Source organism: Streptococcus mitis (genome assembly GCF_016658865.1).
Classification (GTDB): Bacteria; Bacillota; Bacilli; order Lactobacillales; family Streptococcaceae; genus Streptococcus; species Streptococcus mitis_BT.
In genome coordinates, this window is the sequence record NZ_CP067992.1 from 270,738 (window position 1) to 289,323 (window position 18,586).

17 protein-coding genes, 1 tRNA gene and 1 pseudogene are annotated in these 18,586 nt (G+C 39.5%); 16 read left to right on the top strand and 3 right to left on the bottom strand.

Going from position 1 to position 18,586, the window contains the following annotated elements:
• Positions 1 to 45 precede the first annotated feature (45 nt).
• The 8 genes from rsmD (at position 46) to JJN14_RS01335 (ending at position 6,209) form a co-directional block, all read left to right on the top strand.
• Entirely contained in the window at positions 46 to 585 is a 540-nt protein-coding gene (rsmD, locus tag JJN14_RS01300; protein WP_049551837.1) for a 16S rRNA (guanine(966)-N(2))-methyltransferase RsmD, read from the top strand.
• Positions 575 to 1,063, top strand: a complete 489-nt coding sequence (gene coaD, locus JJN14_RS01305; protein ID WP_201058708.1) for a pantetheine-phosphate adenylyltransferase — start codon at positions 575 to 577, stop codon at positions 1,061 to 1,063. The genes rsmD and coaD overlap by 11 nt, the downstream gene beginning before the upstream one ends.
• The gene (locus JJN14_RS01310) at positions 1,047 to 2,084 is read left to right on the top strand and encodes a SepM family pheromone-processing serine protease (RefSeq protein ID WP_033687316.1); all 1,038 of its coding nucleotides are present in this window, start codon (positions 1,047 to 1,049) and stop codon (positions 2,082 to 2,084) included. Before coaD ends, JJN14_RS01310 begins: the two co-directional genes overlap by 17 nt.
• 56 nt (positions 2,085 to 2,140) lie before the next feature.
• The gene (locus JJN14_RS01315) at positions 2,141 to 2,371 is read left to right on the top strand and encodes a DUF1146 family protein (protein WP_063612229.1); all 231 of its coding nucleotides are present in this window, start codon (positions 2,141 to 2,143) and stop codon (positions 2,369 to 2,371) included.
• A 23-nt stretch (positions 2,372 to 2,394) separates the two neighbouring features.
• Complete coding sequence (gene murA / locus JJN14_RS01320) at positions 2,395 to 3,678, top strand: UDP-N-acetylglucosamine 1-carboxyvinyltransferase (protein WP_201058709.1); 1,284 nt, start codon at positions 2,395 to 2,397, stop codon at positions 3,676 to 3,678.
• Positions 3,671 to 3,859 (top strand): DNA-directed RNA polymerase subunit beta, encoded by a 189-nt coding sequence (locus JJN14_RS01325; protein WP_004241151.1) that lies wholly within the window; start codon positions 3,671 to 3,673, stop codon positions 3,857 to 3,859. Before murA ends, JJN14_RS01325 begins: the two co-directional genes overlap by 8 nt.
• A 38-nt stretch (positions 3,860 to 3,897) precedes the next feature.
• The gene (endA, locus tag JJN14_RS01330) at positions 3,898 to 4,722 is read left to right on the top strand and encodes a DNA-entry nuclease EndA (protein ID WP_042750033.1); all 825 of its coding nucleotides are present in this window, start codon (positions 3,898 to 3,900) and stop codon (positions 4,720 to 4,722) included.
• A 155-nt stretch (positions 4,723 to 4,877) separates the two neighbouring features.
• Positions 4,878 to 6,209: a hemolysin family protein gene (locus JJN14_RS01335; RefSeq protein ID WP_201058710.1), complete on the top strand. Its 1,332-nt coding sequence runs from the start codon at positions 4,878 to 4,880 to the stop codon at positions 6,207 to 6,209.
• A gap of 298 nt (positions 6,210 to 6,507) precedes the next feature.
• Here the strand turns inward: JJN14_RS01335 and JJN14_RS01340 are convergent.
• Positions 6,508 to 6,578 (bottom strand) — tRNA-Cys (locus JJN14_RS01340).
• Positions 6,579 to 6,739: 161 nt separating this feature from the next.
• Here JJN14_RS01340 and JJN14_RS01345 point away from each other — a divergent pair.
• From JJN14_RS01345 to JJN14_RS01365, 5 genes are all read left to right on the top strand, one after another.
• Entirely contained in the window at positions 6,740 to 8,728 is a 1,989-nt protein-coding gene (locus JJN14_RS01345; protein ID WP_000749582.1) for a peptide ABC transporter substrate-binding protein, read from the top strand.
• Between the two features lie 66 nt (positions 8,729 to 8,794).
• Positions 8,795 to 10,291 (top strand): ABC transporter permease, encoded by a 1,497-nt coding sequence (locus tag JJN14_RS01350; protein WP_000759916.1) that lies wholly within the window; start codon positions 8,795 to 8,797, stop codon positions 10,289 to 10,291.
• Positions 10,291 to 11,217 carry an oligopeptide ABC transporter permease OppC gene (oppC, locus tag JJN14_RS01355; RefSeq protein ID WP_049510796.1) on the top strand — a complete coding sequence of 309 codons (927 nt, stop codon included), beginning with the start codon at positions 10,291 to 10,293 and terminating at the stop codon, positions 11,215 to 11,217. The genes JJN14_RS01350 and oppC overlap by 1 nt, the downstream gene beginning before the upstream one ends.
• A gap of 8 nt (positions 11,218 to 11,225) precedes the next feature.
• Complete coding sequence (locus JJN14_RS01360; RefSeq protein ID WP_000159550.1) at positions 11,226 to 12,293, top strand: ABC transporter ATP-binding protein; 1,068 nt, start codon at positions 11,226 to 11,228, stop codon at positions 12,291 to 12,293.
• Between the two features lie 10 nt (positions 12,294 to 12,303).
• Complete coding sequence (locus JJN14_RS01365) at positions 12,304 to 13,230, top strand: ATP-binding cassette domain-containing protein (RefSeq protein WP_042750043.1); 927 nt, start codon at positions 12,304 to 12,306, stop codon at positions 13,228 to 13,230.
• A gap of 413 nt (positions 13,231 to 13,643) precedes the next feature.
• On the opposite strand, the gene JJN14_RS01370 is transcribed toward JJN14_RS01365, so the two are convergent.
• Together JJN14_RS01370 and JJN14_RS01375 are read right to left on the bottom strand one after the other, a co-directional pair.
• On the bottom strand, positions 13,644 to 14,522 hold the full coding sequence (locus tag JJN14_RS01370) for a LysR family transcriptional regulator (protein ID WP_049510798.1): 879 nt from the start codon (positions 14,520 to 14,522) through the stop codon (positions 13,644 to 13,646).
• Positions 14,523 to 14,649: 127 nt separating this feature from the next.
• A complete protein-coding gene (locus JJN14_RS01375) occupies positions 14,650 to 15,000 on the bottom strand; it encodes a helix-turn-helix domain-containing protein (protein WP_049492830.1) in 351 nt (116 codons plus the stop codon).
• 272 nt (positions 15,001 to 15,272) lie between these two features.
• On the opposite strand from JJN14_RS01375, the gene JJN14_RS01380 reads away from it, so the two are divergent.
• The 3 genes and pseudogenes from JJN14_RS01380 (at position 15,273) to JJN14_RS01390 (ending at position 18,580) form a co-directional block, all read left to right on the top strand.
• The gene (locus tag JJN14_RS01380) at positions 15,273 to 16,898 is read left to right on the top strand and encodes a malolactic enzyme (protein WP_061590049.1); all 1,626 of its coding nucleotides are present in this window, start codon (positions 15,273 to 15,275) and stop codon (positions 16,896 to 16,898) included.
• A gap of 202 nt (positions 16,899 to 17,100) precedes the next feature.
• Positions 17,101 to 17,220, top strand: a pseudogene (locus JJN14_RS01385) (IS630 family transposase); the annotation flags it as partial.
• A gap of 382 nt (positions 17,221 to 17,602) precedes the next feature.
• On the top strand, positions 17,603 to 18,580 hold the full coding sequence (locus JJN14_RS01390; protein ID WP_033681264.1) for an ABC transporter substrate-binding protein: 978 nt from the start codon (positions 17,603 to 17,605) through the stop codon (positions 18,578 to 18,580).
• Positions 18,581 to 18,586 lie beyond the last annotated feature (6 nt).

Sequence of the window (18,586 nt, forward strand, 5' to 3'; positions counted from 1 at the left end):
CGGTTTTCTTTCTCTTTTCGCTCATAATTTGGTATAATAAACGGTATGAAAATCGTATCAGGAATCTATGGGGGACGTCCCCTCAAGACACTAGAAGGAAAGACGACAAGACCTACTTCGGATAAGGTTAGGGGAGCCATTTTTAACATGATTGGTCCCTACTTTGAAGGGGGACGAGTCTTGGATCTGTATGCAGGTAGTGGTGGTTTATCTATCGAGGCAGTATCGCGTGGCATGTCCAGCGCTGTTTTGGTGGAGCGAGACCGTAAGGCTCAGGCTATCGTGGCTGAAAATATTCAGATGACCAAGGAAGTTGGGAAATTTCAACTTCTCAAAATGGATGCAGAAAGGGCATTGGAACAGGTATCTGGGGAATTTGACCTCATTTTCTTAGACCCTCCTTATGCCAAGGAACAAATCGTAGCAGATATTGAAAAAATGGCTGAGAGAGACCTTTTTTCTGAAGATGTCATGGTCGTGTGTGAGACGGATAAGGCCGTTGAACTTCCAGAAGAAATTGCCTGCTTGGGCATCTGGAAGGAAAAGATTTATGGAATTAGTAAGGTGACAGTCTATGTCAGGTAAGATTGGCTTATTCACAGGCTCATTTGATCCGATGACAAATGGGCATCTGGATATCATTGAACGGGCGAGCAGACTTTTTGAGAAGCTCTATGTCGGAATTTTTTTCAATCCCCACAAACAGGGATTTCTCCCTCTTGAAAATCGTAAACGGGGGTTAGAAGATGCTTTGAAACATTTGGGAAATGTTGAAGTCGTGTTTTCACATGATGAATTGGTGGTTGACGTTGCAAAAAGACTGGGGGCTACTTTCCTAGTGCGAGGCTTGAGAAATGCTTCGGATTTGCAATACGAAGCCAGTTTTGATTACTACAATCATCAGCTGTCTCCTGATATAGAGACCATTTATTTACATAGCCGACCTGAACATCTCTATATCAGTTCATCAGGTGTTAGAGAGCTTTTGAAGTTTGGTCAGGATATTGCTTGCTATGTTCCCGAGAGTATTTTGGAGGAAATAAAAAATGAAAAAAAAGATTAGATGGCCCTTATATGTCATTGCGGCCTTGATTGTGACTTTCTTGGCATTTGTAGTGCCCTTGCCCTATTATATAGAGGTTCCAGGTGGTTCGGAAGATATTCGCCAAGTCCTTAAAGTCAATGATACAGAAGATAAGGAAGCTGGGGCTTATCAATTCGTTACGGTTGGTGTTCAGCACGCTACTTTAGCCCATATGATTTATGCGTGGTTGACGCCTTTTACAGATATTCGTAGTGCCCAAGAGACTACAGGTGGCTCTTCTGATGTTGAATTTATGCGGATCAATCAATTCTACATGCAAACATCGCAAAATATGGCCAAGTATCAAGGGCTAAAAACAGCTGGTAAGGATATTGAACTAAAATATCTTGGGGTTTATGTTTTGACTGTGACGGATAATTCGACCTTTAAAGGGATTCTTAACATCTCTGATACGGTCACAGCAGTCAATGATCAGACCTTTGATAGTTCCAAAGATTTGATTGATTATGTCAATTCTCAAAAACTAGGGGACTCCGTCAAGGTCACCTATGAAGAGGATGGGCAAACCAAGTCTGCAGAAGGTAAGATTATCACCTTGGAAAATGGCAAAAATGGAATTGGAATCGGCTTGATTGACCGTACAGAAGTGACCAGTGATGTCCCAATTCGCTTTTCAACAGCCGGTATCGGGGGTCCAAGTGCAGGACTCATGTTTAGTCTGGCCATCTATACTCAAATAGCTGACCCAGGTCTTCGTAATGGCCGTATTGTTGCCGGTACAGGAACCATTGACCGCGATGGTAATGTGGGGGATATTGGAGGCATTGATAAGAAAGTTGTAGCTTCGGCTAGAGAAGGTGCCGCTATTTTCTTTGCCCCTGATAATCCTGTTAGCGAAGAAGAACAAAAAGCGCATCCAGATGCGAAAAACAACTACCAAACAGCCCTAGAAGCAGCTAGAACAATCAAGACAGATATGAAAATCGTGCCTGTTAAAACCCTACAAGATGCGATTGATTACTTGAAAAACAATCCCTAGTTTTAAGTTAAGTTTCCAAACTAGCGCACAAACAGAGAAGATGGTATAATAGTCAAATGGTTCAATTATTATTCACTCTAAGCAGTCACATGCTCTTTATTTATGTGAGTTTTTACCTTTTAAAGGATCTTGTTAGATGGGAAAAGGTTTTAAAAGTGACAGCTGAGAATACAAGAAAAGTTCGTTTATTGATAGCTCTTTTCAGCATTGTAATGGGCTACATCATGAGTTCTTTCTTTATCAGCCTGTATCAGTTGTGGCAAGAAGCGCTTAGAGGATTATTATAAAATCAAGAGTAAAGGAAATAAGTATGGAAAAAATTGTGGTTCAAGGTGGCGATAATCGTCTGGTAGGAAGTGTTACGATAGAAGGAGCAAAGAATGCAGTCTTGCCCTTGTTGGCAGCGACTATTCTAGCAAGTGAAGGAAAGACCGTCTTGCAGAATGTTCCTATCTTGTCAGATGTTTTCACTATGAATCAGGTGGTTCGTGGTTTGAATGCCAAGGTGGATTTTAATGAAGAAGCTCATCTTGTTGAGGTGGACGCGACTGGCGATATCACTGAGGAAGCTCCTTACAAGTATGTCAGCAAGATGCGTGCATCTATCGTTGTCTTGGGACCAATTCTTGCTCGTGTAGGTCATGCCAAGGTATCCATGCCAGGTGGTTGTACGATTGGTAGCCGTCCTATTGATCTTCATTTGAAAGGTCTGGAAGCCATGGGAGCTAAGATTAGTCAGACAGCTGGTTACATCGAAGCCAAGGCTGATCGCTTGCATGGCGCTCATATCTACATGGACTTCCCAAGTGTTGGTGCTACGCAGAACTTGATGATGGCAGCGACTCTAGCTGATGGGGTAACAGTGATTGAAAATGCTGCGCGTGAGCCTGAGATTGTTGACCTAGCTATTCTCCTCAATGAAATGGGAGCTAAGGTCAAAGGTGCTGGTACAGAGACCATTACCATTACCGGTGTTGACAAACTTCATGGTACGACTCACAATGTAGTCCAAGACCGTATCGAAGCAGGAACCTTTATGGTAGCTGCTGCCATGACTGGTGGTGATGTCTTGATTAAAGACGCTGTTTGGGAGCACAACCGTCCCTTGATTGCCAAATTGCTTGAAATGGGAGTGGAAGTGACGGAGGAAACTGAAGGAATTCGAGTTCGTTCTCAACTAGAAAATCTAAAAGCTGTTCATGTGAAAACCTTGCCCCACCCAGGATTTCCAACAGATATGCAGGCTCAATTTACAGCCTTGATGACCGTCGCAAAAGGGGAATCAACTATGGTGGAGACAGTTTTCGAAAATCGTTTCCAACATCTAGAAGAAATGCGTCGCATGGGCTTGCATTCTGAGATTATCCGTGATACGGCTCGTATTGTTGGTGGACAACCTTTGCAGGGAGCAGAAGTTCTTTCTACTGACCTTCGTGCTAGCGCAGCCTTGATTTTGACAGGTTTGGTAGCACAAGGAGAAACTGTAGTTGGTAAATTGGTTCACTTGGATAGAGGTTACTACCGTTTCCATGAGAAGTTGGCGCAGCTAGGTGCTAAGATTCAGCGGATTGAGGCAAGTGATGAAGATGAATAAGAAATCAAGCTACGTAATCAAGCGTTTACTTCTAGTCATTTTGGTACTGTTTTTAGGTGCTCTAGCCCTAGGTATCGGCTTAATGGTAGGTTATGGAATCTTGGGCAAGGGTCAAGATCCATGGGCCATCCTGTCTCCAGCAAAATGGCAGGAATTGATTCATAAATTTACAGGAAATTAGGCTGGAGAACCAGTCTTTTTCTAGAGATAAGGAGAAAAATGGATAAAAAAACAAGACAGACACTGATCGGACTGCTAGTGTTATTGCTTTTATCTGCGGGAAGCTATTATATCAAGCAGATGCAGTCGACAGCTAATAGTCCTAAAACAAAGGTTAGTCAGAAAAAACAAGCTTCTGAAGCTCCTAGTCAAGCATTGGCAGAAAGTGTCTTAACAGACGCAGTCAAAAGCCAAATAAAAGGGAGTCTTGAGTGGAATGGCTCAGGTGCTTTTATCGTCAATGGTAATAAAACAAATCTAGATGCCAAGGTTTCAAGTAAGCCCTACGCTGATAATAAAACAAAGACAGTGGGCAAGGAAACAGTGCCAACCGTAGCTAATGCCCTCTTGTCTAAGGCTACTCGCCAGTACAAGAATCGTGAAGAAACTGGGAATGGTTCGACTTCATGGACTCCTCCAGGCTGGCATCAGGTTAAGAATCTAAAGGGTACTTATACCCATGCGGTCGATAGAGGTCACTTGTTAGGCTATGCCTTAATCGGTGGCTTGGATGGTTTTGATGCCTCGACAAGCAATCCTAAAAACATTGCTGTTCAAACAGCCTGGGCAAATCAGGCACAGGCTGAAGATTCGACTGGTCAAAACTACTATGAAAGTATGGTACGTAAAGCCTTGGACCAAAACAAGCGTGTCCGTTACCGTGTAACCCTTTATTACGCTTCAAACGAGGACTTAGTTCCTTCAGCTTCACAGATTGAAGCCAAGTCTTCAGACGGAGAATTGGAATTTAATGTCCTAGTTCCCAATGTTCAAAAAGGGCTTCAACTGGATTACCGAACTGGAGAAGTAACGGTAACTCAGTAAAAGATTACATAAACTCCTATGTCACTTGTAGATGTAGGAGTTCTTCTTTTACTAGTTTCAGCAGGGCTAGAATAGGCACTAAGAAAAAAATAATATGTACTGGACTATATTTTGTGATATAATAAAGGATAAGATACTATTTTAGGAGAAGAACTATGGAAGACCCAAGTAGTCAGAATTTGTTGCTACAATTTGTTTTGTTGTTTATCTTGACAGTGTTAAATGCTTTTTTCTCAGCCACAGAAATGGCCATGGTTTCACTTAACCGTGCGCGGGTGGAACAAAAGGCAGAAGAAGGAGATAAACGCTATATTCGTCTGCTGAAGGTGCTAGAAAATCCTAACCACTTTTTATCAACCATTCAAGTAGGGATTACCCTGATTACGATCTTATCAGGGGCGAGTTTGGCAGAAACTCTGGGACGAGAAATTGCATCTTGGCTTGGAAATGGCGAAACAGCTTATGCCGTTGCAAGTTTTCTATCTTTAGCATTTTTGACTTATATTTCCATCGTTTTTGGGGAATTGTATCCTAAGAGAATCGCTCTTAATCTAAAGGATGCTTTGGCGATTCGTACAGCGCCAGTTATCATTGGGCTGGGGAAACTAGTTAGTCCCTTTGTTTGGCTCTTGTCTGCATCTACCAATCTCTTGAGTCGCTTGACTCCTATGACCTTTGACGATGCTGATGAAAAAATGACCCGTGATGAAATTGAATACATGTTGACCAATAGTGAAGAAACACTAGATGCTGACGAAATTGAAATGTTACAAGGAATTTTTTCACTGGACGAATTAATGGCCAGAGAAGTCATGGTTCCTCGAACGGATGCCTTTATGGTCGATATTCAGGATAATAGTCAAACCATCATCCAAAGTATTTTAAAACAAAATTATTCTCGTATCCCTGTCTATGATGGAGACAAGGATAACGTGATTGGGATTATTCACACCAAGAGTCTCCTTAAGGCGGGCTTTGTGGACGGTTTTGACAATATTGTTTGGAAGAAAATCTTACAAGATCCACTTTTTGTTCCTGAAACTATTTTTGTGGATGACTTGTTAAAAGAACTGCGCAATACCCAAAGACAAATGGCAATCTTGCTAGATGAATACGGTGGGATGGCTGGTTTGGTGACACTTGAAGACCTCTTAGAGGAAATCGTTGGCGAAATCGATGACGAAACAGATAAGGCTGAAATCGAAGTTCATAAAATTGGAGAAGATACTTATATTGTTCAAGGTGCCATGAATCTCAATGATTTTAATGACTACTTTGATGTTGAACTGGAAAGTGATGACGTTGATACCATCGCTGGTTACTATTTGACAGGAGTTGGGACCATTCCAACGACTGAGAAACTCAGTTATGAATTAGTCAGCCAAAACAAACAGCTTATCCTAACCAATGATAAGGTGAAAAATGGACGTGTTACCAAGGTAAAAGTCCAAATTACCGAAGTTGAAATAGAAGAAGAAACAGAGTAAACTAGAGGCTTTTGTCACCAGGTGTGACGAAGCTTTTTCAGTTGATTTCATACTCTTCGAAAATCTCTTCAAACCGCGTCAACGTCGCCTTGCCGTACGCAAGTACAGCCTGCGGCTAGTTTCCTAGTTTGCTCTTTGATTTTCATTGAGTATCAAAAGATTGTCTCCTAAAAAGAAGTTTGCCCCAAATTCACCCCAAAAGTTTTTGTAAGTTATATGTATTTATCCGAAGAAAATAAAAAAAGCCCTTTAAACTGGGCTTTCTGTTTAAATGAAACTTGAAAAATCAAGTTATAGAAGGCGGTAGACGGATTTGAACCGACGATCAAGCTTTTGCAGAGCCGTGCCTTACCACTTGGCTATACCGCCTTAACGTTTATTATTATACCTTGAAAATGATTTTCAGTCAATAGCTTTTTCAGATTTTTTGTATCAATAAGCCTAAATATTCTGAAAATTCGTTTACTTTTCTTGAAATCTATGATATAATTGATGATAACCTATACTTTATTTATAAGAGGAGTAAATAAATGAAAAAAAGTCAAGTGCTTGCTGTAGCGGGAGCTACCTTATTAGCGTCAGGAGTTCTAGCTGCGTGTTCAAACACTAGTTCAAATAATGCTAAACTAGCAAAAGATTACCAATATGTTTATCAAACAGATCCAGAAACCTTGGATTATATCGTCAGCAATATCGATTCTACATCATTCGTCACAACAAATGCTGTAGATGGTTTGTTGGCTAATGATAAATATGGTAACCTGGTTCCTTCTATTGCTGAATCATGGACAGTTTCAAAAGATGGTTTGACTTATACCTATAAAATCCGTAAGGATGCTAAATGGGTGACAGCAGAGGGAGAAGAATACGCTCCTGTAACTGCTAAAGACTTCGTTACTGGTTTGAAACACGCCGTAGATGGAAAATCAAAAGGACTTTCAATCGTTAGCTCTTCTATTAAGGGATTAGAAGCCTATATCAAGGGTGAAACAAGCGATTTTTCAACCGTTGGAGTAAAAGCGCTTGATGATCAAACACTAGAATATACCTTGAACCAGCCAGAAACTTTCTGGAATGACAAGACCACTAGTGGTGTTTTGATGCCGGTTAATGAAGAATTCTTAACTTCAAAAGGGGAAGGTTTTGGTGCCCCAACAGATGCTAACTCTATTCTTTATAACGGTCCATTTGTCTTAAAATCTGTAACTCCAAAATCATCTATCGAGATGGCTAAAAATGATGCTTACTGGGACAAAGAAAATGTAAAAATTGAGAACGTTAAGTTCACTTTCTGGGATGGTAAGGACCAAGATGTGATTGCCAAAGGTTTTGCCGATGGTCAATATAGCAAGGCTCGTATTTTCCCTACAAGTTCTACATATGAAAAATATGCAGCTGACTTCAAAGATAACATTTACTTTAATGAACCAGGAGCGGGTGTTGCAACTGTCAGCTTGAACTATGGCCGTACAACCTATAACCACACTGCCAAAACAAGTGATGCCCAAAAGACATCTACTCAGAAAGCATTGCTAAACAAGGAATTCCGTCAAGCCTTGAACTTTGCGGTCGATCGCAATTCTTACTCAGCTCAAACAAATGGTACTGATGGAGCTGCAGTAGCCATCCGTAATACGTTTGCACCATATAATCTTCAAGTTGGTAAGAAAACATTTGGTGAATTGGTACAAGATAGCTTGGCTAAGACAAATTCTTCTACTTGGTCAAACGTGTCTCTAGCAGATTCTCAAAATGGCCTTTACAATGAAGAAAAAGCTAAAGAAGTCTTTGCTAAAGCAAAATCAAGCCTACAAGCTGAAGGTGTTGAATTCCCAATCCACTTGGATGCCTTGGTTATCCAAGAATCAACAGCGGTTGTAAACCGTGTTCAATCATTGAAACAATCAATTGAAAAAGTATTGGGTTCAGATAATGTTGTTGTAGACTTACAACAAATGACTCAAGCGGAAGCTTTACCAATTTCATTTAGTGCTCCAACAGCTAAAGAGCAAGACTGGGATATCCATACCTTGCTAGGATGGAACCCTGACTATCAAGATCCTTCTACTTTCTTGGATCAATTCGTCCTTAAGGGAGGAAGCACTCGTCTTTACCTTGGAATTGACCAAAACACAGATGCATCAGTAGTAAGCAAACTTGGTTTAGCTGACTATGGAAAATTACTTGATGACGCAAACAGCGAAAACCAAGATGTTCAAAAACGTTATGAAAAATACGCGGTGGCACAAGCTTGGTTGACTGACAATGCTTTGACAATTCCAGTAATGGCTTCTCCTAAAGAAACAGCCGTTTCATATGTTTCAAAAGTTCTACCATTTAGCTCTTCATATTCTGTAGCCGGCCTTAAAGGTGAAAATTCAGGATACTTGAAGTACACTGAAGTTGGTGAAAAAGCAATCACCAAAGAAGAGTATGAAAAAGCTCGTGAAAAATGGTTGAAAGAAAAGACTGAGTCAAACGAGAAAGCTCAAAAAGAATTGGCAAGTCATGTGAAGTAAATAATTTTCAATAGAACTTTCTCTCCATGAGGAGAAGGTTCTTTTGGGATTTTTAAAGGAAATGATATGAAAAAATATATTTTTATGCGTGTTTTGCGGTCCTTGGTTTCTATCTTCTTAGTAACAACCTTGACCTACACGATTATCTATACAATGGTTCCTAGAAAATTGATTTTCAAACAGGATACCAACTATAACAAGATTGCGACAACTGCTGATAAACGTGATAACTATGAGAATACCGTTTATGAGCGTATGGGCTATATCGAGTACTACGATACCAAAGAGTTGCAAGAAAAAGCTAGCCAGATGGATGCTTCTGTAACAGTTGAAGCCAATGACACCAACAAGGCTATCTATGAAAAATACATCAAACAAATCGGTCATGGTTGGACCCTGGGAGAATTTACTGAAAGTGGTCAATTCTACGCGACGCGTGAAATCCCGATTTTTGAACGTGTTTTCAAATTCTATGCTAACTTGATTGACATTGACCATACTAATAAAATTCAAGACCCTGAAAATCCAGACTTGAAACGTTACCTTCGCTTTGAAAATGATCCAGCTATCGGATGGTCCTTGGTCGGTTCAGGAACTAAACACAAATATCTCTTGTACTTCAATAGTCAGTTCCCGTTTGTGCATCAAAACTTTGTGAACATTAATTTAGGTGACTCTTATCCAACCTATGCTAATAGCCCTGTTTTACAGGTTATTACTCAGGGACAAGGGCAAACAAAAACGTCTCAAGTTCAGTTCCCAACAGGTAAGAAAACTTCTTCTGTAAATATTTACTCAAGAACCTACAAGTCACCTAGTCAGGCTGATTCTCGTGAAGTAGCTAACTATGGGAAAGATGACCCATATACTGCAACTGAAAGCAACTACCAATATCCTTCTATGATTGCCAGCTCTGCTGTCGTTGGATTGATCGGTTTGGTGATTTCTTATGCGATTGCCGTGCCACTTGGTTCAGCTATGGCTCGCTTCAAGAATACTTGGATTGATAGCTTTTCAACAGGGGCTTTGACCTTCTTGATGGCTCTTCCAACAATTGCCTTGGTTTATATCGTTCGTTTGGCTGGTTCTTCAATCGGTTTGCCAGATTCATTCCCTATCTTGGGTGCTGGAGATTGGCGTTCGTATGTTTTACCAGCAGTTATCCTTGGTTTGTTGGGTGCTCCTGGTACAGCCATTTGGATTCGTCGTTATATGATTGACTTACAATCACAGGACTTTGTTCGTTTTGCTCGTGCAAAAGGTTTGTCTGAAAAAGAAATTTCAAACAAACACATCTTTAAAAATGCTATGGTTCCGCTGGTTTCAGGAATTCCTGGTGCCGTTATCGGGGTTATCGGTGGTGCAACCCTTACTGAAACAGTCTTCGCCTTCCCAGGTATGGGTAAAATGTTGATTGACTCTGTAAAAGCATCCAATAACTCTATGGTCGTAGGTCTTGTCTTCATCTTTACATGTATTTCTATCTTCTCACTTCTTTTGGGAGATATTTGGATGACGATTATTGACCCACGTATTAAATTGACTGAGAAAGGAGGCAAATAATGTCTACAATCGATAAAGAAAAATTTCAGTTTGTAAAACGTGACGATTTTGCCTCTGAAGCCATTGATGCGCCAGCTTATTCATACTGGGGTTCAGTGTTTAGACAATTTATGAAGAAAAAATCAACTGTAGTCATGTTGGGAATTTTGGTAGCCATCATTTTGATGAGTTTCATCTACCCAATGTTTTCTAAGTTTGATTTCAATGATGTCAGCAAGGTAAATGACTTTAGTGCTCGTTATATCAAGCCAAATGCTCAGCATTGGTTCGGTACAGACAGTAACGGTAAATCTCTCTTTGACGGTGTCTGGTTCGGAGCTCGTAACTCTATCCTCATTTCTGTGATTGCGACAGTGATTAACTTGGTTATCGGTGTCTTTGTCGGTGGTATTTGGGGAATTTCAAAATCAGTTGACCGCGTGATGATGGAAGTTTATAACGTCATCTCAAACATCCCATCTCTTTTGATTGTCATTGTCTTGACTTACTCAATCGGAGCTGGATTCTGGAATCTGATTTTTGCCATGAGTGTAACAACATGGATTGGGATTGCCTTCATGATTCGTGTGCAAATCTTGCGTTATCGTGACTTGGAATACAACTTGGCGTCACGTACCTTGGGAACACCAACCTTGAAGATTGTTGCCAAAAACATCATGCCACAATTGGTATCTGTTATTGTGACAACCATGACTCAAATGCTTCCAAGCTTTATCTCATACGAAGCCTTCTTGTCTTTCTTCGGTCTTGGATTGCCGATTACAGTGCCAAGTTTGGGTCGTTTGATTTCAGATTATTCACAAAACGTAACAACTAATGCTTACTTGTTCTGGATTCCATTGACAACTCTTGTCTTGGTATCCTTATCCCTTTTCGTAGTTGGTCAAAACTTAGCGGATGCTAGTGATCCACGTACACATAGATAGGAGTAGAAATGACAAAAGAAAAAAATGTAATTTTGACTGCTCGCGATATTGTCGTGGAATTTGACGTTCGTGACAAAGTATTGACAGCCATTCGCGGCGTTTCCCTTGAACTAGTTGAAGGAGAAGTACTAGCCTTGGTAGGTGAGTCAGGATCAGGAAAATCTGTTTTGACAAAGACCTTCACAGGTATGCTCGAAGAAAATGGTCGCATTGCCCAAGGAAGTATTGACTACCGTGGTCAAGACTTGACAGCCTTGTCTTCTCACAAGGATTGGGAACAAATTCGTGGTGCTAAGATTGCGACTATCTTCCAGGACCCAATGACTAGTCTGGACCCAATTAAAACAATTGGTAGTCAGATTACAGAAGTTATTGTAAAACACCAAGGCAAAACAGCTAAAGAAGCGAAAGAATTGGCCATTGACTACATGAATAAGGTTGGGATTCCAGATGCAGATAGACGTTTTGATGAATACCCATTCCAATATTCTGGAGGGATGCGTCAACGTATCGTTATTGCTATTGCCCTTGCCTGCCGACCTGATGTCTTGATCTGTGATGAGCCAACAACTGCCTTGGATGTAACCATCCAAGCACAGATTATTGATTTGCTAAAATCTTTACAAAACGAGTACCATTTCACAACAATCTTTATCACCCACGACCTTGGTGTGGTAGCAAGTATTGCAGATAAGGTAGCAGTTATGTATGCAGGAGAAATCGTTGAGTATGGAACTGTTGAGGAAGTCTTCTATGACCCTCGCCATCCATATACATGGAGTCTCTTGTCTAGCTTGCCTCAGCTTGCTGATGATAAAGGGGATCTTTACTCAATCCCAGGAACACCTCCGTCACTTTATACTGACTTGAAAGGGGATGCCTTTGCCTTGCGTTCAGACTATGCAATGCAGATTGACTTCGAACAAAAAGCTCCTCAATTCTCAGTATCAGAGACGCATTGGGCTAAAACTTGGCTTCTTCATGAGGATGCTCCAAAAGTAGAAAAACCAGCTGTGATTGCAAATCTCCACGATAAAATCCGTGAAAAAATGGGATTTGCCCATCTGGCTGACTAGGAGGAAGGAAATGTCTGAAAAATTAGTAGAAATCAAAGATTTAGAAATTTCCTTCGGTGAAGGAAGTAAGAAGTTTGTCGCGGTTAAAAATGCTAACTTCTTTATCAACAAGGGAGAAACTTTTTCGCTTGTAGGTGAGTCAGGAAGTGGGAAAACAACTATTGGTCGTGCCATCATCGGTCTTAATGATACAAGTAATGGGGATATCATTTTTGATGGTCAAAAGATTAATGGTAAGAAATCCCGTGAACAAGCTGCGGAATTGATTCGTCGTATCCAGATGATTTTCCAAGACCCTGCGGCAAGTTTGAATGAACGTGCCACTGTTGATTATATTATTTCTGAAGGTCTTTACAATCATCATTTGTTCAAGGATGAAGAAGAACGTAAAGAGAAAGTTCAAAATATTATCCGTGAAGTAGGTCTTCTTGCTGAGCACTTGACTCGTTACCCTCATGAATTCTCAGGTGGTCAACGTCAACGTATCGGTATTGCCCGTGCCTTGGTCATGCAACCAGACTTTGTTATTGCGGATGAGCCCATTTCAGCCTTGGACGTTTCTGTGCGTGCTCAAGTCTTGAACTTGCTCAAAAAATTCCAAAAAGAACTTGGTTTGACCTATCTCTTCATCGCCCATGACTTGTCGGTTGTTCGCTTTATTTCAGATCGTATCGCAGTTATTTACAAGGGTGTTATTGTAGAGGTTGCTGAAACAGAAGAATTGTTTAACAATCCAATTCATCCATATACTCAAGCCTTGCTTTCAGCGGTACCTATCCCAGATCCAATCTTGGAACGCAAGAAGGTATTGAAAGTATATGATCCAGATCAACATGATTATGAGACTGATAAGCCATCTATGGTAGAAATCCGTCCAGGTCACTATGTTTGGGCGAACCAAGCAGAATTGGCACGTTACCAAAAAGGATTAAACTAATAATGGTTTTATAATTTCCATGTCAACTTTTATGGAAATTATAAACCTTTTTTGTTGGACTGATTTGAAAAGCTTTGAAAGCGTTCTGAAAGAATTTTTGAAAGAAATAGAATTCTTAGAAAATCATTGAATTATAGTGATATGAAATAAAATCTGAACAACTCGATTCGGAAAGTCAAATTAATTTCTAGAAAAGGTTTAGAAGTCGCGGCGTATTACTCTAGCTTCAATCTACTATATTCTAATACTCTTCGAAAATCTCTTCAAACCATGTCAGCTCTATCTGCCACCTCAAAACAGTGTTTTGAGCAACCTGAGGCTAGCTTCCTAGTTTGCTTTTTGATTTTCATTGAGTCTAATATCTACAATGTAAAAAACTCTAGCTATCAGTTCATTGATAGTTAGAGTTTTTTCTATTCATATGATTTAAGGAGATTAAATAAGGCTTCTACTTCTGATGACGGTGTAGCTGATTTAAGGTAAGCGTAATAAACTGTAAAAGTTATCTTATCCTTCGGTATAAGAGGAATTTTTATTAAATCATCATCTTCATCAGAAAGTGCGATATCAGCCAGTAAACTAAGGCCAATCCCTTTCTTTAAAAGTTCTTTAAGAATGACAATATCATCCGTCTTAAAGAATATTTCTGCCTTGTTTTGATGCTTTTGATTAAGCATTTCAAAAGCTTTCAGGTGAACAAAGTGTTCGTCTAAGAGTATAAAGGATTGATCTACTAATTCTTCAAAAGCGAGGGAAGGAACAGTGGCAAAAGGATGGTTCTTAGATAAAACGACATACAGTTCTTTATGAAATAGCTCGTGTGTCTCTATTGAAGGATAATTGAGAGGTTCAATCAAACCGAGTAGGCTTGCATTAAGGTCTCCCTTAAGGAGAAGGTTTAATAACTCTACGGAGCCACCGCGGATAGGACGTATCTTTTTTAAAAAATCGAATTTATCTTTTTCGTTTAAGGCAACAAAGAGATACTGAATGATAATAGGAGGGAATCCTACAGTAGAGTATTGTGCCAAGGAGCGATTAATTTCTTTGCGAGTAGAAATGACCTCAGGTAAAATCAGTTCTGTATGCTTTAGAAGGATTTGTCCTTGAGGAGTTAGCTTGAAGGAACGATGCGAGGGGTCATGGTGAATCAATTTGCAGTTAAAGTATTCCTCTAAGCGCTTGATAGCATAAGAAATAGATGGTTGGCTGACTTTATGTTGTTTTGCTACTTCCGTATAGGATTGAAGCTGGCAGAGGTCATAAAAATATTGTAGATCTTTTAAATTCATATGGGTTCACTTTCATTAGTTGGAGAAGGAAAATAAGTGGAAAACAGCAGATAAATAATTTTTATCCGTATCCTACAATTTGACTATACGAGTATTCACCAGTTAAAATGTAAGTGAGTCAGGGAGCTCAAAGATTATCTAAGATACTCTCAAAAATGACCAACATTTTTTCTCGTTTATCAATAGGGAGCTGTTTAATCTTCATGTTGATTCTTCTGAGTGAAAGATTGTCACTCTTATCAGAGGTTGATTCAAGGCTATCAAAATTGAAAAATTCCTCTGGGGTCATTTCTAGGGCGTCAATCACTTTTTCAAGACTGTGAATGGTCAGATTCACATTTTGGTTTTCAAGTTGATTGATATACTTAAGCCCGAGTCCTGCTTGTTCCGAAAGTTCTTCCTGGCTCATTTTATTCTGTGTTCGAAAATATTTCACTTTTTGGGAAATATATTGTTGTAAATAGTTTTTAGTTGTCATATAAATAGAATACAAGTTTTATATGACAAAAAACACCTTGAAAAATACAAAGTATTACATAACATACCTATATGATATTTATTTTAATTAGGATTGTCAATTTGTATGATTGGTTTATTTTACTCGAAACTTTTAGTAAAGAGAGATCATCTAGAGTTTGATGAGTTCAGAAATTTATAACATATGCGTATACAGTTGTATTATTTAAACAACAACGTTTTACGAACAATTCGTCTCATGTGGTATAATATAAGTAAAAAGGAGGTTGCACTATGACTGCACATGATATTTTAAACAATCCTTTCCTCAATAAAGGTACTGCTTTTACCTTAGAGGAGCGAAAGGAACTAGGCCTTATTGGTTTACTGCCACCGTATGTTCAAACGATTGAAGAACAAGCGGCGCAAACTTATGCACAAATGCAAACAAAAGCCAATGATTTGGAAAAACGTCTTTTCCTAATGGAAATTTTTAATACCAACCGGACTCTTTTCTATTACCTCTTTTCTCAACATTTGGAAGAATTCAATCCAATTGTATACGATCCAACCATTGCAGATACGATTGAAGGCTATAGTGACCTCTTTGTAGATCCCCAATATGCGGGATATCTTGATATCAATCATCCTGAAAATATTGAAGCTACTTTGAAAAACGCTGCCGGGGGTCGCGAGATTCGTCTCATTGTTGTAACAGATGCAGAAGGAATCCTTGGAATTGGCGACTGGGGAACAAATGGTGTCGATATTTCTGTTGGGAAATTGATGGTCTATACGGGTGCTGCTGGGATCGATCCTTCGATGGTCCTTCCTTTAGTCATTGATGCAGGGACTAACCGTGAAGAACTTCGTAACAATCCTAATTACTTAGGAAATCGTCACGAACGGGTTCGCGGAGATCGTTACTACGACTTTATTGACCAATTTGTTCAAACAGCAGAACGTCTCTTTCCTAAACTCTACCTTCACTGGGAAGACTTCGGCCGCTCGAATGCTGCCAATATTCTTGAAAAATACCGGAAACAAATTCCAACCTTTAATGATGATATTCAAGGTACAGGAATCGTTACCTTGGGTGGTATCTTTGGTTCGCTGGATATTAGTGGTGAAAAATTAACAGATCAAGTTTATCTCTGCTATGGTGGTGGTACTGCGGGTGCAGGAATTGCCTCTCGTGTTCTTCGTGAAATGGTAAGTGAAGGTCTTTCTGAAGAAGAAGCTTATAAACGTTTCTTTATGGTTGATAAACAAGGTCTTCTCTTTGATGACATGGATGACTTGACACCAGAGCAAAAACCATTTGCTAAGAAACGTGCTGACTTTAGTAACGCAGATAAGTTGACTGACCTGCTTGAAGTAGTGAAGACTGTGAAGCCAACCATTCTTGTAGGAACTTCAACTCAGCCTAATACCTTCACTAAAGAAATAGTAGAAGCTATGTGTGAAAACACAGAACATCCAATGATCTTCCCTTTGTCAAACCCAACTAAATTGGCAGAAGCTAGTGCCAAAGATTTGATTGAATGGTCAGATGGCAAAGCTTTTGTCGCAACAGGAATTCCTGCTGATACGGTTTCTTATAAAGGTGTAGACTATGTGATTGGTCAAGCAAATAATGCCCTGATTTACCCAGGTCTTGGTCTAGGTATGCTGGCTTCTGAAGCAAGTCTTTTGACTGATGAAATGATTGGAGCAGCGGCGCATTCATTGAGTGGTATTGTCAATCCAGGCCAACCAGGAGCTCCTGTCTTGCCACCATTCAAGTATGTAGCAGATGTTTCTATTAAAGTAGCAGAAGCAGTCGCTAAAAAAGCACAAGAGCAAGGTCTTGCACGCGCTAAGGAAACAGATATGGTCAAAGCAGTTCGTGATTTGAAGTGGTATCCAGAGTATAAATAATTCATTTCTGCTGCCTATCCTCGGGATACTTGGCTTATTTTGGATATGTTAGCAATCTACAGAGTTGATAACCGAAAAGTAAAGAGATTGTCGTATTGACTATTGGTTTTAAACAATATAAAATAACTGTCGATTTTTTGTCCGACTGCCAAGAGTCAGTTTAATACTACACTACAATCAAAATGCATTATATAATAGTGATATGAAATCAACCAAAGAAGAAATACAAGTTATCAAAACACTTTTAAAAGACTCTAGTACAACTAAATACCATAAAAGTCTTCAAATCGTTCTATTTTGTCTAATGGGCAAATCTTTGAAATTATCCTAAAAGAATTATGAAAGAATTTTCAAAAAATTTTAAAAAATTCTGAAATATTCTTGACAGCTAATGAAAAAGGTGGTAAGATAGGAAACATCAAAAAAGAAAGCAGAAAAAGAAATGAATAAGAAACAAGCTGTAACGATGAATCAAAACTTTTACTTTAGCTACTTTAGATAGTGTTTGTAGACATGTCACCATGGATGCAAACAGTTCAAGCAATTTGTTTGTATCTATGTGGCTAAGATTTTTGATTGTGGTCCATATAGATGAATATCTAAATGGACTAGCAAAGTTATAACTTGTTAGATTATTTCAAGCATCCGTTTAGATAGTATCTAGGCGGTTTTTTGTTTTATCTTTTCTGAGAAGGAGTTTCATTATGAAAGTTGTTCGAAAATTACTAGCACCCCTCTTGGTAGTGGGGATCCTCTTGACCTCTCTGGTTAGTTTGCATCAGTTGAAGGCAGATAAGAAAAAAGATGTATTTCGTATCGGTATTTCACAATTTATTACCCACCAGTCCTTAGACGCTACTAGAGAAGGGTTTGTGGATGAGCTGGCCAAGCAAGGCTATGTTGAAGGGAAAAATATCGAGATTGATTTGCAAAATGCACAGGGAGAACAAAGAAATCTAAAAACCATTTCTCAGCAACTAGCAGAATCTAGTGATGTCGTTCTAGCTATCGCAACGCCTTCTGCTCAGAGTTTGGCCAATACAACACAAACGACGCCTGTTATCTTTTCAGCGGTAACAGATCCTGTCAGTGCCAAGTTGGTTGAGTCAAGAGAGCATCCTGGGGGCAATGTAACTGGGACAAGCGATCAGTCATCAGATGCCATTTCAACCCAAATCAATTTGATAAAGAAAGTGTTGCCAAAAGCTAAAACAATTGGAATTCTTTATACTCAGAGTGAGCCCAATTCGGTTGTCCAAAAGGATGAAGCTAAGCGCCTTCTGGAAGAAAAAGGCTTTACCGTTGTTGAAAAAACAATCTTGGATAGTAACAACGTCAAGGCTGCAGCAGAAAGCTTGATGGCAGAGGTGGATATGGTTTTTGTACCAACGGATAATATCATTTCATCAACCATGGAAACAGTCAAGCAGGTTTCTATTAAACACAAGGTTCCAGTATTCGGTGGTTCAACAGAAATGATTGCTGTGGGTGGCTTGTATAACTACGGAACCAATTATGAAGAATTAGGAAGACAGACAGCTCGCATGTTGATTCGTGTTTTAAAAGGTGAGAAGCCAGAAAATATAGCAGTTGAGTTGCCTGAAAAACTGGAATTGCATACCAATCAAGAAATGGCAGATGCACTAGGAATTGATATTAGTAAGTTAGAAGGCAAGGAATAAGGAGGT

Excerpts from the sequence above, each read along its gene's own strand:
- rsmD (WP_049551837.1), top strand. The coding sequence starts at position 46 with ATGAAAATCGTATCAGGAATCTATGGGGGACGTCCCCTCAAGACACTA.
- coaD (WP_201058708.1), top strand. The coding sequence starts at position 575 with ATGTCAGGTAAGATTGGCTTATTCACAGGCTCATTTGATCCGATGACA.
- JJN14_RS01310 (WP_033687316.1), top strand. The coding sequence starts at position 1,047 with ATGAAAAAAAAGATTAGATGGCCCTTATATGTCATTGCGGCCTTGATT.
- JJN14_RS01315 (WP_063612229.1), top strand. The coding sequence starts at position 2,141 with ATGGTTCAATTATTATTCACTCTAAGCAGTCACATGCTCTTTATTTAT.
- murA (WP_201058709.1), top strand. The coding sequence starts at position 2,395 with ATGGAAAAAATTGTGGTTCAAGGTGGCGATAATCGTCTGGTAGGAAGT.
- JJN14_RS01325 (WP_004241151.1), top strand. The coding sequence starts at position 3,671 with ATGAATAAGAAATCAAGCTACGTAATCAAGCGTTTACTTCTAGTCATT.
- endA (WP_042750033.1), top strand. The coding sequence starts at position 3,898 with ATGGATAAAAAAACAAGACAGACACTGATCGGACTGCTAGTGTTATTG.
- JJN14_RS01335 (WP_201058710.1), top strand. The coding sequence starts at position 4,878 with ATGGAAGACCCAAGTAGTCAGAATTTGTTGCTACAATTTGTTTTGTTG.
- JJN14_RS01345 (WP_000749582.1), top strand. The coding sequence starts at position 6,740 with ATGAAAAAAAGTCAAGTGCTTGCTGTAGCGGGAGCTACCTTATTAGCG.
- JJN14_RS01350 (WP_000759916.1), top strand. The coding sequence starts at position 8,795 with ATGAAAAAATATATTTTTATGCGTGTTTTGCGGTCCTTGGTTTCTATC.
- oppC (WP_049510796.1), top strand. The coding sequence starts at position 10,291 with ATGTCTACAATCGATAAAGAAAAATTTCAGTTTGTAAAACGTGACGAT.
- JJN14_RS01360 (WP_000159550.1), top strand. The coding sequence starts at position 11,226 with ATGACAAAAGAAAAAAATGTAATTTTGACTGCTCGCGATATTGTCGTG.
- JJN14_RS01365 (WP_042750043.1), top strand. The coding sequence starts at position 12,304 with ATGTCTGAAAAATTAGTAGAAATCAAAGATTTAGAAATTTCCTTCGGT.
- JJN14_RS01370 (WP_049510798.1), bottom strand. The coding sequence starts at position 14,522 with ATGAATTTAAAAGATCTACAATATTTTTATGACCTCTGCCAGCTTCAA.
- JJN14_RS01375 (WP_049492830.1), bottom strand. The coding sequence starts at position 15,000 with ATGACAACTAAAAACTATTTACAACAATATATTTCCCAAAAAGTGAAA.
- JJN14_RS01380 (WP_061590049.1), top strand. The coding sequence starts at position 15,273 with ATGACTGCACATGATATTTTAAACAATCCTTTCCTCAATAAAGGTACT.
- JJN14_RS01390 (WP_033681264.1), top strand. The coding sequence starts at position 17,603 with ATGAAAGTTGTTCGAAAATTACTAGCACCCCTCTTGGTAGTGGGGATC.